Raw genomic sequence first — 12,505 nt, 5'->3', positions numbered from 1 at the left:
CTGAATCTTTTGCCACAGAGAGCACAGAGAACACAGAGTAAAACCCAAAGGACCGTTAGCTTGCCGGGGTGCAGGAAAAGCGCCCCCGGCATTTCTGGCGCCGATGGTTTTCCCCTCTGTGCTCTCTGTGTCCTCTGTGGCTCCGTTTTTGGATTTTTTTCGAGCCCCCCATGACCCATAAACAAGGTTTTGCCACCCGCGCCATCCATGCCGGCCAGGAGCCGGACCCCACCACCGGCGCCGTCTCCATCCCCATCTACGCCACCTCCACCTACGTCCAGCCGGCCCTCAACGAGCCGAAGCAGTACGCCGGGGCCACCTTCGACTACGCCCGCAGCGCCAACCCCACCCGTCTGGCCCTGGAGCGCTGCATCGCCGATCTGGAAGGGGCCAGCCACGGCTTCGCCTTCGCCTCGGGCCTGGCCGCCAGCGCCACGGTGCTGGAACTGCTGCCCGCCGGCAGCCATGTGGTGGCCTCCGACGACCTCTACGGCGGCTCCGTGCGCCTCTTCAACCGGGTGCGCAGCAATTCCGCCGACCTCAAGGTGACCTATGCCGACTTCTCCTCCAGAGAGAGCATCGAGGCCGCCATCACCCCGGAAACCAAGCTGCTATGGGTGGAAACCCCGAGCAATCCGCTCTTGAAGCTGGTGGATCTGGACCTGGTGGCCGCCATCGGCAAGAACCGGGGCCTCCTCACCGTGGCCGACAACACCTTCGCCAGCCCCTGGATCCAGCGGCCCCTGGAACACGGTTTCGACATCGTGGTGCATTCGGCCACCAAGTACTTGAACGGCCATTCCGACGTGATCGCCGGCGTGGCCGTCACCGCCAATCCGGAACTGGCCGAGCGCCTGGCCTTCCTGCAGAACGCCGCCGGCGCCGTGCTGGGGCCTTTCGATGCCTTCCTCGCCCTGCGCGGTTTGAAGACCCTGGCCCTGCGCATGGAACGCCACTGCGCCAACGCCGAGGCCATCGCCCGCTGGCTAGCCAACCACCCGGCCATCGAGAAGGTCCATTACCCCGGCCTCGCAAGCCACCCCCAGCATGAACTGGCCAAGCGCCAGATGCGCGGCTTCGGCGGCATGGTCTCCGCCGTGGTCAAGGGCGGCCTGCCGGCGGCGAAGAAGCTGCTGGAAAACACCAAAATCTTCGTCCTGGCCGAAAGCCTGGGCGGGGTGGAAAGCCTGATCGAACTGCCGGCCCTGATGACGCATGCTTCGGTCCCCCCTGAGCAGCGCCGCCGCATCGGCATCGACGACGGCCTGGTACGCCTTTCCGTCGGCGTGGAAGACGTGGAAGACCTGCTGGCCGACCTGGAACAGGCCCTCAAGTAATAACAAAAGGAGAACAGCACATGAGCGAAGAAGCCCTGGTACTGCGGCAGGACAAGGACGGCATCGCCCGCCTCACCCTCAACCGCCCCGCCGCCCGCAACGCCCTCTCCCGGCCCATGATCGCCGCCCTGCAGGCCGAGTTCGACCGCATCGCCGCCGACCCGAGCATCGGCGTGGTGATCCTGGCCGGCAACGGCCCGGCCTTCTGCGCCGGCCACGACCTGAAGGAAATGCGCAGCGCCGATTACGGCGCAAGCTATGCCGAAGACCTTTTCGAAGCCTGCGCCCGGCTCATGCAGCGCATCGTCAGCCTGCCCCAGCCGGTGATCGCCCGGGTGCATGGCATCGCCACCGCCGCCGGGGCCCAGCTGGTGGCCAGCGCCGACCTGGCCATCGCCACGGACGACGCCCGCTTCGCCACGCCCGGCGTCAATATCGGCCTCTTCTGCTCCACCCCCATGGTGGCCCTGTCGCGCAACGTCTCCCACAAGCACGCCCTGCAGATGCTGCTCACCGGCGACCTCATCGATGCCCCCACGGCCCTGCGTTTCGGCCTCATCAACGAGCACGTGTCCGGGGAACAACTGGATGTCGCGGTGGAAGCATTGGCGGTTAAAATCGCCAGCAAGTCGCGCCACACCCTGGCCGTGGGCAAAGCCGCCTACTACCGCCAGGCCGAACTGCCCCTGGATGAGGCCTACGCCTACGCCAAGGGGGTGATGGTGCACAATCTCCAGGCCAGGGACGCCCGGGAAGGCATCGATGCCTTCATCGACAAGCGCCACCCCACCTGGTGCCACGGCTAACGCGGCAGACCCGAGGGGAACCCGGGGCTGCCCGCCCCACCCCTCACACGGAACACTTGCATGAGCGAACTTGCCACCCTGCGCCAGGTCCTGAAAGAAAACCGCGCCATCGCCGTGGTCGGCCTCTCCGCCGACTGGAACCGCCCCAGCTACTTCGCCGCCAAGTACATGCAGGAACGGGGCTACCGCATCATCCCGGTGAATCCCAAGTACCCGGAGATCCTGGGGGAGAAGTGCTACCCGGACTTGAAATCCATTCCCGAGAAGGTGGATATCGTGGACGTCTTCCGCAAGCCGGAAGACTGTGCCCCCATTGCCCGGGAAGCGGTGGCCATCGGCGCCAAGGTCTTCTGGATGCAGTTGGGCGTAATCAATGAGGAAGCCCGCCACATCGCCGAGGCCGCCGGCCTCACCGTGATCGAGGACCGCTGCGTCAAGATCGAATACGCCCGCCTCTTCGGCGGCCTCAATTTCATGGGCGTGAATACGGGCATCGTTTCTTCCCGCCGCCCCCTCTGATCCGTCCGATTTCCCGAAAGCACACCATGGCCGACCACCAGTTCGGGTTCGACACCCTTTCCCTCCACGCCGGGCAGGTGCCCGACGCCGCTACCGGCAGCCGGGCCACCCCCATCTACCAGACTGCCGCCTACGTCTTCGATTCGCCGGAACACGCCGCCAGCCTGTTCAACCTGCAGACCTTCGGCAACGTCTATTCCCGCCTCTCCAACCCCACCGTGGCCGTGCTGGAAGAGCGCATCGCCGCCCTGGAAGGAGGCAAGGCCGCGGTCGCCGTGGCCTCCGGCATGGCCGCCCAGATGGTGGCCCTGCTCAACCTGTGCGAGGCCGGGGACGAGATCGTCGCCGCCCGCACCCTCTACGGCGGCACCCACACCCAGCTGGACGTGAACTTCCGCAAGCTGGGCATCAACACCATTTTCGTGGACAGCGACGATCCGGAGAATTTCGCCAAGGCCATCACCCCCAAGACCAAGGTGGTCTACGCCGAGACCATGGGCAACCCGGGCCTCAACGTGCTGGACATCGAGGCCGTGGCCAAGATCGCCAACGCCGCCGGCCTGCCCCTGTTCGTGGACAACACCTTCGCCAGCCCCTACCTGTGCCGGCCCTTCGAATGGGGCGCCGCCATCGTGGTGCACTCGGCCACCAAGTTCATCGGCGGCCACGGCACCACCCTGGGCGGCATCATCGTCGAATCGGGCAAGTTCCCCTGGGACAACGGCAAGTTCGCCACCATGACCGAGCCCAGCCCGGGCTACCACGGGGTGAAGTTCTACGAGACCTTCGGCAACTTCGGCTTCACCGCCAAGTGCCGCATGGAAGGCCTGCGCACCTTCGGCCCGGCCCTCTCCCCCTTCAATGCCTTCCTGCTGCTGCAAGGGGTGGAGACCCTGTCCCTGCGCATGGATCGCCATTGCAGCAACGCCCTGGCCATTGCCCGGCATCTGGAAGCCCATCCCCAGGTGGAATGGGTCAATTACCCGGGCCTACCCTCCAGCAAGTACCACGATCTGGCCAAGAAATACCTGCCCAAGGGCGCCGGTGCCGTGCTCACTTTCGGCATCAAGGGCGGGGCGGCCGCCGGGCAGAAGTTCATCGACAGCGTGGAATTCCTTTCCCACCTGGCCAACATCGGCGACGCCAAGACCCTGGTGATCCACCCGGCCTCCACCACCCACCGCCAGATGACCCCGGAACAGCAGACCGCCGCCGGCGTGCCGCCGGACCTGATCCGCCTCTCCGTGGGCCTGGAGACCCTGGACGACATCCTCTGGGACATCGACCAGGCGTTGGCCAAGGCGACGACCTGAAAGGCTGCATAGCCACAGAGGACACAGAGGGCACAGAGTTGAGAACCCCGGGGTGCAACGCCCACGGGAAGAAATTGCTTGTATCGCAGACTGCCGACCGTTACCGGCGGGGCTGACTCCCTCTGTGATCTCTGTGCCCTCTGTGGCCATTGCATTTTCCCCGGCACCCTTCTTGCATTTCTCGGGCATTCCCCTTCGATTGTCGTCATTGCGACAGGAGTGCCCCATGCCCCTCTACGACTACCAGTGCCAGGCCTGCCAGCACACCTTTGAACTGCTTGTGCGGGCCAGTACCGTGCCGGCCTGCCCGAAATGTGGCAGCGGGCAGCTGGAAAAACTGGTCTCCCTGCCCGCCCCCCAGGGCAAGACAGCCGGCCTGGTGGCCGCCGGCCGGGCCCAGGCGGCCAAGGAGGGCCACTTCAGCAACTACTCGGCCAAGGAACGCCCCAAGATCGGCTGATTCCCTAAGCCCCGGCACCAGTTTCGGGCACCAGGGTTTCCCGGGGCGCGCGGGTCAGGCTGCCGTCCTGCAACCAGGCCAGGGAGTCCTGCCACAGGGTGGGGCGGAAACGTTCGTGGAACCAGGCGAAGTGGCCGATGGCTTCCACCCCCGCCGCAGCCGGCGACAGGTGCACATGATGGCGCCGGGCGCCCCGGTAGTAGACCAGCAGGCGGCGGATGGCCGCCGGGGTGCCGAAAGGGTCGTCCGTAATGCTCACCGCCAGCATCTCGCCGCGGAAGCCGTCGAAATGGGCCAGGGGATCGGCCCCGCCCCGCACATGGCGTCGATAGGACTTCTCCAGGGAGGCCGGGCGGAAGGCCCATTCGTAGGCGGCTCCGGCGGGCAGGTCCTCATGCCAGCCCAGGCGCCGGGCCGGGAAGTAGCCGAGCACGGCGGTCAGCAGCGGCATCAGCACATGCCAGCGCAGCCACATGAGGGGCTTGCCCGGGCCGTAGTCGGGCCAGTAGGCGTACTGACTGCCCACGGTGAAGGCCCGCTGCACCGCCGCTCCGGAGGGGGCCAGGCCCAGCAGCAGGCCGCCGATGCTGTGGGCCACCAGATGCAGGGGCAAATCGGGATAGGTCTGCCGCGCCCAGGCCAGGGCCGTTTCACAGTCGTAACGGCCCCAGTCCAGCTTGGAGACATGGCACCAGCGGCGCAGGCTGCCCTGGCGGGAGGCGCCGATACCCCTGTAATCGTAGGTCAGCACGGCAAAGCCGTTTTCCGCCAGGAAGCGGGCGTAGCGGTGGTAGTAGGCGGCCTTCACTGCGGTGGCCGGGTTGATTACCACCACCGCCCGGGGCACGCCCTCCGGCTGCCAGTGGTGGGCGGCCAGGAGATAGCCGTCGGCGGCGGTGAGACTCAAGGGGCTGGCGCTGACGGTCGGGGCCGGTGGGGTAAAGCGATCCATGGGAAGACTCGACGGCAAGGTCTGGTTGCAGAATGGGACCGGCGGCGGGGCCTATTGATTCCCGACCTCAGGCCAGGCCGCGACCGCCCAGGCCGGACAGCTCGTGGGGCAGCAGGCTGGCGAGAAAGCCCCGTACCGGCTGCAGGGAAACTGTGGCCGGATCGTGCCCCCCACCGCCGAGGACAAAGCGGGCATCCTGGCAGGCCGAAACCACCAGACAGCCGTTGCCGGCCACCACGTGGGCTTCGCCGGGCCGGAGAATCCGGTCGCCCCCGCCATCCTCCGTCAGCCACAGCTCGCCCGTGCGGCACTCCAAGGTCTGGCCCCGGGCATCGGCCAGCACCAGCATTTCCCGCCGTTCCAGTTCCAGATGCAGCCACTGCGTTGTCTGGCCCGCTGCCTGGCCTTGCCGGATCGCTTGCATTTTCCTATCCTCCATTCATGCGCTTTTGATATGGCCGTATCAGTACAGCCACGCCATGAATGAAGTATGGAAAGCCAATGCACAACACACAAACGGGAAATCTGCATTCAATTGATGCAATAAACGCATAGATAAACAACCCCGCCATGAGCCTGCCCCTGCACCGCCTGCCACCCCTGGACCCCCTCAAGGGTTTCGTCGCCGCCGCCCGCCACCTCTCCTTCACCAAGGCGGGGGAAGAGCTGCACCTGAGCCAGTCGGCCATCAGCCGCCAGGTCCAGACCCTGGAGGAACAACTGGGCGTGGCCCTGTTCCAGCGCAGCACCCGGGCCCTGCACCTGACGCCGGAGGGCGAACGCCTGTTCCGCACCGCCAGCGAAGTGCTGGCCCGCCTGGGCAGCACGGTGGAGGACATCACCGCATCCCGACGCCAACCCCGGGTCACCATCTCCGCCTCCATCGGCGTCGCCGCCCTGTGGCTGGTGCCCCGGCTTTCCGGCTTCCAGGCCCGCCATCCTGATATCGGCATCCGGGTCTCCGCCGACAACCGGGCGGTGGATCTGGAAGCGGAGGAAGTGGACGTGGCCCTGCGCTACGGCACCCCGGAAGCGGCCCCCACCGGCAGTCTCAAGCTCTTCGACGAAACCCTGGCCCCCGTCGTGGCGCCGACCCTGGCTGCGGCCCTGCCCGACGGCCCCCGGCTTTCCGCCGCCAACCTGGCCCACCTCACCCTGCTCTCTTTCGAGGACGGCCGGGACTATCCCTGGCTGCGCTGGGAAGGCTGGCTCAGCCAACTGGCCCCGACCCCGCCCGCCGCCAAGGCCCTGTTGCAGTTCAACCACTACGACCAGTGCATCTACGCCGCCCTGGCCGGCCAGGGCGCAGCCCTGGGCCGTCTACCCCTGATCCGGGACCACCTGGAAGCCGGCCGCCTGATCCCCCTGGCCCCGCCCCAACCCACCCCAAACCGACGCGCCTACTACCTGCTGCGCAGCCCCTCGTCCAAGCGGCCGGAGGTGGAGGCCTTTGCCGAGTGGCTGATTGAACTCGGTAACAGCGACGGAAATGCCAGTACGGAAACGGGCGGTCAGTCGCCTTCCGGCAACTGACCGCCCGTTCCTGTCAGACCGGACGACTTACTTCAGCGGCAGATAGATATCCGTCACCAGTTCATTCTCCGGCGTATCCGGCAACAGGTTGAGGTAGTGGAAGAACAGGGGGAAGTCCCGCAGTTCCTCGCCGCTGCCCGGCAGCCAGTTGCGGTAGAGGGGATAGATGCTCTCGCCGATGCGCATGTGGGAGCCCAGGTGGCGCACCCGGGCGCAGCGGCCGCCGGGGATTTCCTTGGTGACGACGCCCTGGGCATTGGGCGGCACCTGGGCCGAGACTTCGCCGGCGATGTCGAAGCGGAAGCGGGACGGCTCGGTGGTGTCCGGGTTGTCGTAGGCGATGCCGAAGGTGCGGCTGCTGTCCTTGGGCGAGAGGCCGGTGGACTTGCGCCAGTCGATGAAGCGGGCAACCGAGTCGTTGACCTTCTCGGCGGGGCCCAGGTGTTCCAGGGCGGCAATCAGGGTGCTTTCAAATTCTACAATTTCAACCTGCACGGTGGCATTCCTTTCGGGTAGCCGGAACCGGTAGCGCTCGCTCCAGCCTTGCCAGTCGGGCTGCCGCCGGAACTGGCTGGGCGACTGGCCGAAGATGTGGCGGAAAGCGCGGGAAAAAGATTCCGGGTTTTCAAAGCCGGCCTCCAGGGCGATGTCGATGATCCGGATCCGGGGCTGGAAGGCGAGCTTGAAGGAAGCCCGTCGCAGCCGCAGCAGCAGGAGATAGCGGGTCGCACTGGTGCCGAGAAAATCGGCGAATTGCCGATCGAAATGGAAACGGGAGAAATGGGCGACCCGGCTCAGGCGCTCCGCCGTCAACGGCTCGTCCAGGTGGGCCTCGATATAGGCCAGCACCTTGTCGAAGCGCGCCGCGTAGCGGCTGATTCGGTCGTCGTTCATCATTTCCTCCTGTTCGCAGCACGCACTATGGACGAAGGGGCGCAACAAATCCTGACCGTAATTGCTCAATGTATCCCGGCAAACTGGCTTCACCGCCGGCTGCCGGGTCACAATGCAGACTGGATTCCGACCCGCCGCCGCCATGCACGACCTGCCGCCCCTGCACACCCTGCCCGCCTTCGAGGCTGCCGCCCGCCTGGGCAGTTTCCTCGCCGCCGCCGAAGCCCTGCACCTGACGCCCTCGGCGGTGAGCCACCGCATCCGCCTGCTGGAAGAACACCTGGGCCAGAGTCTGTTCGAGCGGCGGCACCGGGCCATCGCCCTCACCGCCGCCGGCCGCCGCTACCTGGCCGTGGTGCGGGACACCCTGCTGCGCCTGGACGAGGCCAGCGCCGAACTGCGGGCGCCGGAGAAAACCCGCCTGCGCATTTCCGCCGCCCCGGCCCTGGGCAGCAAGTGGCTGGTGAGCCGGGTGGCGGCCTGGCAGCAGCAGCACCCGGAAACGGAATTCAGCCTGGGCACCGCCACCAGCCTGGCTCCCCTGCTGGCCGGCGAGGCGGACATCGGCCTGCGCTACGGCGAGGAGGAATGGCCCGGGCTGCTGGCCTGGAAGCTGTTCGAGGAGCGGGTCTTCCCCGTCTGCAGCCCGGCCCTGGCGGCCCAGCTGCACACCCCGGCGGACCTGGACCTGGGCCACGTCCGCCTGCTACGCCACCCCCTGCTCTCCTGGCAGCGCTGGTTTGCCGCCGCCGGGGTCAAGCATGCCGAGCCCACGGAGGGCCCACTCTACGAGGATGCCCTGCTGATGCTGGAAGCGGCAGTGGCGGGCCACGGCGTGGCCCTCATGGCGGAGACCCTGGCAGCCCCCTACCTGGCCGAGGGCCGCCTCAGCCGCCCCTTCGCGGCAGACTGCCCGGACCGCAGCTTTTACGTGGTGGCGCCGCCGGCAGTGCAGGAGAAGCGGGGCGCCATGGACTTCATCCGCTGGCTGGTGCGCTCCGCCAAGGCCGCCTAGGTCAGATCGCCGGAGGGCAGCGGGCGGCCGTCCGCCGTACCCCAACAGCAAGGCCGACTCGCCGGCGGCAAACTCCCGCCCGCCTCAGTAGGCCATGCGCCCCGGCAGCAGCCCCGGCCAGCTGGCCAGGAAGCGCTCGAACTCATCCACCGGCAGGGGCCGGGCGAAGTAGTAGCCCTGGGCCTCGTCGCAGGCGAAGCGGCGGAGGCTCTGCAGCACCTCCACCGTTTCCACCCCTTCGGCCACGGTGCGCAGGTTGAGGCGGTGGGCCATTTCGATGATGGCGCGGACGATGGCCGCATCCTCCGCATCGCCGTCCAGGTTGCGCACGAAGGACTGGTCGATCTTCAGCTTGTTCACCGCCAGGCGCTTCAGGTAGGCCAGGCTGGAATAGCCGGTGCCGAAGTCGTCGATGGACAGGCGCACCCCCTGGTCCCGCAGGGTGCGCAGGGTGGACAGCACGGATTCGGTCTGGTTGAGCAGAGTGCTCTCGGTCAGCTCCAGCTCCAGCAGATGGGGCGGCAGGCCGCTCTCGGCCAGGGCCTCGGCCACGGTGCGCTCCAGGTCGCCGCGCTTGAACTGGATGGCGGAGATGTTCACGGCGATGGTCACCTCCCGTCCCAGCTCCCGCTGCCAGCGGGCCGCCAGGCGACAGGATTCCCGCAGCACCCACTGGCCCAGGGGCACGATGAAGCCGCTGCTCTCGGCCACCGGGATGAAATGGGCCGGGGCAATCAGCCGGCTGCCGTCCTGCCAGCGCACCAGGGCCTCGGCCCCCACCACCTGGCCGCTGGCCAGGTCCACCTGGGGTTGCAGGTGCAGCACGAATTCATCGCCGTCCAGGCCGCGCTGGAAGTTGTTGCGCAGGCGCAGGGTCTCCTGGGCGTGCAGGTTCATGGCCTCGTCGAAGAGGCGGTAGGTGTTCCGGCCCGCGTCCTTGGCGTGGTACATGGCCGTGTCGGCCTTCTGCATCAGGGTGGTGAAGTCCCGTCCGTCGTGAGGGAAGACGGCGACACCGATGGAAACGGAAGTGGACAGCTGGTAGTGCTCCAGGGCCAGGGGTTGTTCCAGACAGGCCAGCAGCTTGCCGATCACCGGGTAGATCACTTCCACCTGCTGCAGCCCGGGCATGATCACCAGGAACTCGTCGCCGCCGAAGCGGCTCACCGTGTCGCTCTCCCGCAGGTGGCTGCGCAGGCGGTCGGCCACGGCCCGCAGCACCTTGTCCCCCACCTCGTGGCCGAGGGAGTCGTTGATGGTCTTGAAGCCGTCCAGGTCGAGGAAAAGCAGGGCCACCTGTTCGCCGCGGCGGCTGGCGGCGGCGAGGGCCTGGTTGAAGCGGTCCTCGGCCAGGAGCCGGTTGGGCAGACCGGTGAGGGCGTCGTGGTGGGCCAGGTATTCGATCTGGTCGGCGTGGCGCTTGCGCTCGGCGATGTCGGCAAAGAGCAGCACCGCGCCCTGGGCCACGCCCGCTTCCTGGGCCAGGGGATAGAGGTCGTACTGCACCGGGAAACGGCTGCCGTCGGCCCGGGCGAACAGCGCGTCGTCGCTGTGCACCGAGCGGTCCTCCTCCAGGCAGGTGCGCAGGGCGGCACCCGCATCGTCGGCGTGCACCTGCTGCAGGAAATCGCCCCGGGGCAGTTCCTCCCCGTAGCCCAGCAGGCGCCGGGCCGCTGGGTTGGCGAAGGTCAGCCGGCCTTGCCGGTCCAGGCCGCAGATGCCCTCGCCGGCGGAATCGAGCAGTTGCTGGAAACGCCGCTCGCTGCTGGCCAGGGCCTGGCTGGCCGCGGCCCGGCGCCGCTCCGCCCGGTCCAGGCGCCACAGTAGCAGCCCCAGGCCGGCGAGGAAAATCAGCTCGACGCCACTGGTAATGCCCAGGGTCAGGTACCAGGGCGCCAGGAAATCCTTGGCGGCGATGCCCACCGCCACGTAGAAGGGAAAGTCGCCGATGCGCTTGAAGGCGTATACCCGCTCCATCTGGTCGAGGGCCGCCCGGTAGCTGATGACGCCCTCCCGCTCGCCGGCCTCCACCCGCAGGTGCATGGGATTGTTGCTCAGGGTCTGGTTCACCGTGCCCGGCCGCTCAGGCCGGCGCAGCACCAGACGGCCGTCGTCGGAGCGGCGGAAGGTGATCACCCCCCGGGGCCCCAGGTCGATGGCGTCGAAGAGTTGCTGGAAATAGCGCATTTCCAGGGGCGCCATCGCTACCCCGGCGAAGCTGCCGTCGGCCCGGCGGATGGGCATGGCCACCACCAGCTGGGTACGGCCGGAAATGCGCCCCACCGCCACTTCGGAGAAAAACAGGCGGGTCTGGGGCTCCCGGCGCAGGGCCTGGAAGTAGCTGCGGTCCGCCACATTCACCCGGGGCCGGGTGACATCCGAGGCATAGAGCACATTGCCTTCCGCATCGATGATGCGCAGGCCGACGATCTCCGGAAAATGGCTGGCCCGCATGGCCAACTGCCGCTGCATGGCTTCGCCGTAGCGGGAAAAGGCCTTGGGATGCAGGGCCTGGCGCGGCAGGTCGGCCACCAGTTCCCCCAGGTTGGATTCGATGCGGCGCAGGGTGGCCTCGAGCCGGGCCTCCAGCACGCCGGAGACATTGCGCGCATCCTGGGCGGCCTGGCGGTGTTCGCTGTAATAGGCCGAGCCGAGCAGGAAGGCGGCGGGCACCACCGTGCCGAGGACGGCCAGGATGAAGAAGACGAGGTAAAGCTTGGGCCGTTTGGCTGACATGCGTACGCCATGCAGATGATCACGTACGGGATGGTAGCAAACAAATGGCGCGGGCTTGGCAGCCATCCGGACCTGCGGCGATTTGTCCCGCCGCCGCCTTGGGTTAGCATCCGGCAGTCAGCCACTCACTCCCGACCCCGACCATGGCCCGCATCCAGATCGAACTGCCCGAACGCTTTGCCTTTGCCACCGAGATTCCCCTCTACATCGGCCACATCAATTACGGCGGCCACCTGGACAACGCCCTGCTGCTGACCCTGGTGTCGGAAGCCCGGGTGCGCTTCTTCAAGTCCCTCGGCTACACCGAGCTGGACGTGGAAGGCGTGGGCATCGTGGTGGTGGACGCGGCCCTGCAGTACAAGGCCGAAGCCTTCCACGGCGAGACCATGGTGGTGGAAATGGCGCCGGCGGATTTCAACAAGTACGGCTGCGACCTGCTGTGGCGCATGAGCGACAAGGAAAGCGGCCGGGAAGTGGCCCGGGGCAAGACCGGCATCGTCTTCTTCGACTACGGCCCGCGCAAGGTGACCCGGGTGCCCCAAGGCTTCCTGGAGCGGGTCGGCGCAGCCTGAGGCCCAGGGCGTAGCCACGGGCGCCGCCCTTTCTGCCTCTCCTTTCGTGCCCACCATTGCCATGACCAGCGCTGCTGCCAGGCCAGCGCCGGCGCCACGGTCGGCCGTGGTGCCGCGCCATGCCGCCCGCACCGCCCTCACCCGGCCCACGGAAGTCGCCGCCCCCGGCGCTCAATCCAGATGAAATAAATTCATCCCAACCTGCCTCGTTTCGTTTGAGCCGGGTCCGGCCCTCCCCCATCCTTGCCCTACCGCTGTATCCGCTGTGCCACCGCCGCCCCACCGGGCAGCGGCGGGCCAGCGCCCCGCCGTTCCATCCACGTCCGGACACCCGCGCCGCCCCCACCCCCGGGCGGGCTTTGCCGCCC

The 12,505-nt window shown here is 67.5% G+C and carries 12 protein-coding genes; 8 read left to right on the top strand and 4 right to left on the bottom strand.

Annotated elements, in window-relative coordinates; translation table 11 throughout:
• Window positions 1-170: 170 nt before the first annotated feature.
• The 5 genes from EV678_RS01155 (at window position 171) to EV678_RS01135 (ending at window position 4,435) form a co-directional block, all read left to right on the top strand.
• Window positions 171-1,337, top strand: coding sequence for a cystathionine gamma-synthase (locus EV678_RS01155; RefSeq protein WP_130458205.1), 1,167 nt, complete (start codon window positions 171-173; stop codon window positions 1,335-1,337).
• Between the two features lie 20 nt (window positions 1,338-1,357).
• On the top strand, window positions 1,358-2,143 hold the full coding sequence (locus tag EV678_RS01150; protein WP_130458204.1) for an enoyl-CoA hydratase: 786 nt from the start codon (window positions 1,358-1,360) through the stop codon (window positions 2,141-2,143).
• A 60-nt stretch (window positions 2,144-2,203) separates the two neighbouring features.
• Complete coding sequence (locus EV678_RS01145; RefSeq protein ID WP_130458203.1) at window positions 2,204-2,662, top strand: CoA-binding protein; 459 nt, start codon at window positions 2,204-2,206, stop codon at window positions 2,660-2,662.
• Window positions 2,663-2,688: 26 nt separating this feature from the next.
• Complete coding sequence (locus EV678_RS01140; RefSeq protein WP_130458202.1) at window positions 2,689-3,975, top strand: O-acetylhomoserine aminocarboxypropyltransferase/cysteine synthase family protein; 1,287 nt, start codon at window positions 2,689-2,691, stop codon at window positions 3,973-3,975.
• A 226-nt stretch (window positions 3,976-4,201) separates the two neighbouring features.
• Window positions 4,202-4,435: an FmdB family zinc ribbon protein gene (locus tag EV678_RS01135; protein ID WP_014237105.1), complete on the top strand. Its 234-nt coding sequence runs from the start codon at window positions 4,202-4,204 to the stop codon at window positions 4,433-4,435.
• Window positions 4,436-4,439: 4 nt separating this feature from the next.
• Here the strand turns inward: EV678_RS01135 and EV678_RS01130 are convergent, their stop codons facing one another.
• Window positions 4,440-5,387 carry an alpha/beta hydrolase family protein gene (locus EV678_RS01130; RefSeq protein WP_130458201.1) on the bottom strand — a complete coding sequence of 316 codons (948 nt, stop codon included), beginning with the start codon at window positions 5,385-5,387 and terminating at the stop codon, window positions 4,440-4,442.
• A gap of 67 nt (window positions 5,388-5,454) precedes the next feature.
• On the bottom strand, window positions 5,455-5,811 hold the full coding sequence (locus tag EV678_RS01125; RefSeq protein ID WP_165397427.1) for a DUF2917 domain-containing protein: 357 nt from the start codon (window positions 5,809-5,811) through the stop codon (window positions 5,455-5,457).
• A gap of 146 nt (window positions 5,812-5,957) precedes the next feature.
• On the opposite strand from EV678_RS01125, the gene EV678_RS01120 reads away from it, so the two are divergent.
• Entirely contained in the window at window positions 5,958-6,920 is a 963-nt protein-coding gene (locus tag EV678_RS01120) for a LysR substrate-binding domain-containing protein (protein ID WP_130458199.1), read from the top strand.
• A gap of 27 nt (window positions 6,921-6,947) precedes the next feature.
• On the opposite strand, the gene EV678_RS01115 is transcribed toward EV678_RS01120, so the two are convergent.
• Window positions 6,948-7,814: an AraC family transcriptional regulator gene (locus tag EV678_RS01115; RefSeq protein WP_130458198.1), complete on the bottom strand. Its 867-nt coding sequence runs from the start codon at window positions 7,812-7,814 to the stop codon at window positions 6,948-6,950.
• A gap of 112 nt (window positions 7,815-7,926) precedes the next feature.
• Between EV678_RS01115 and EV678_RS01110 the strand changes: the two genes are divergently transcribed.
• On the top strand, window positions 7,927-8,829 hold the full coding sequence (locus EV678_RS01110) for a LysR substrate-binding domain-containing protein (protein ID WP_235832384.1): 903 nt from the start codon (window positions 7,927-7,929) through the stop codon (window positions 8,827-8,829).
• An 84-nt stretch (window positions 8,830-8,913) separates the two neighbouring features.
• Here EV678_RS01110 and EV678_RS01105 read toward each other — a convergent pair whose 3' ends face one another.
• Window positions 8,914-11,565: a bifunctional diguanylate cyclase/phosphodiesterase gene (locus EV678_RS01105; protein ID WP_165397426.1), complete on the bottom strand. Its 2,652-nt coding sequence runs from the start codon at window positions 11,563-11,565 to the stop codon at window positions 8,914-8,916.
• 143 nt (window positions 11,566-11,708) lie between these two features.
• Here EV678_RS01105 and EV678_RS01100 point away from each other — a divergent pair, with 143 nt between their 5' ends.
• Window positions 11,709-12,137, top strand: a complete 429-nt coding sequence (locus tag EV678_RS01100) for an acyl-CoA thioesterase (RefSeq protein WP_014237098.1) — start codon at window positions 11,709-11,711, stop codon at window positions 12,135-12,137.
• Window positions 12,138-12,505: the final 368 nt, after the last annotated feature.

The organism is Azospira oryzae (genome assembly GCF_004217225.1).
GTDB classification, from domain to species: Bacteria; Pseudomonadota; Gammaproteobacteria; order Burkholderiales; family Rhodocyclaceae; genus Azospira; species Azospira oryzae.
Note: the sequence above shows the minus strand (reverse complement) of the source record. Positions and strands in the feature narration are given on the sequence as shown.

Excerpts from the sequence above, each read along its gene's own strand:
- EV678_RS01155 (WP_130458205.1), top strand. The coding sequence starts at position 171 with ATGACCCATAAACAAGGTTTTGCCACCCGCGCCATCCATGCCGGCCAG.
- EV678_RS01130 (WP_130458201.1), bottom strand. The coding sequence starts at position 5,387 with ATGGATCGCTTTACCCCACCGGCCCCGACCGTCAGCGCCAGCCCCTTG.
- EV678_RS01135 (WP_014237105.1), top strand. The coding sequence starts at position 4,202 with ATGCCCCTCTACGACTACCAGTGCCAGGCCTGCCAGCACACCTTTGAA.
- EV678_RS01140 (WP_130458202.1), top strand. The coding sequence starts at position 2,689 with ATGGCCGACCACCAGTTCGGGTTCGACACCCTTTCCCTCCACGCCGGG.
- EV678_RS01110 (WP_235832384.1), top strand. The coding sequence starts at position 7,927 with ATGCAGACTGGATTCCGACCCGCCGCCGCCATGCACGACCTGCCGCCC.
- EV678_RS01150 (WP_130458204.1), top strand. The coding sequence starts at position 1,358 with ATGAGCGAAGAAGCCCTGGTACTGCGGCAGGACAAGGACGGCATCGCC.
- EV678_RS01100 (WP_014237098.1), top strand. The coding sequence starts at position 11,709 with ATGGCCCGCATCCAGATCGAACTGCCCGAACGCTTTGCCTTTGCCACC.
- EV678_RS01115 (WP_130458198.1), bottom strand. The coding sequence starts at position 7,814 with ATGAACGACGACCGAATCAGCCGCTACGCGGCGCGCTTCGACAAGGTG.
- EV678_RS01125 (WP_165397427.1), bottom strand. The coding sequence starts at position 5,811 with ATGCAAGCGATCCGGCAAGGCCAGGCAGCGGGCCAGACAACGCAGTGG.
- EV678_RS01145 (WP_130458203.1), top strand. The coding sequence starts at position 2,204 with ATGAGCGAACTTGCCACCCTGCGCCAGGTCCTGAAAGAAAACCGCGCC.
- EV678_RS01120 (WP_130458199.1), top strand. The coding sequence starts at position 5,958 with ATGAGCCTGCCCCTGCACCGCCTGCCACCCCTGGACCCCCTCAAGGGT.
- EV678_RS01105 (WP_165397426.1), bottom strand. The coding sequence starts at position 11,565 with ATGTCAGCCAAACGGCCCAAGCTTTACCTCGTCTTCTTCATCCTGGCC.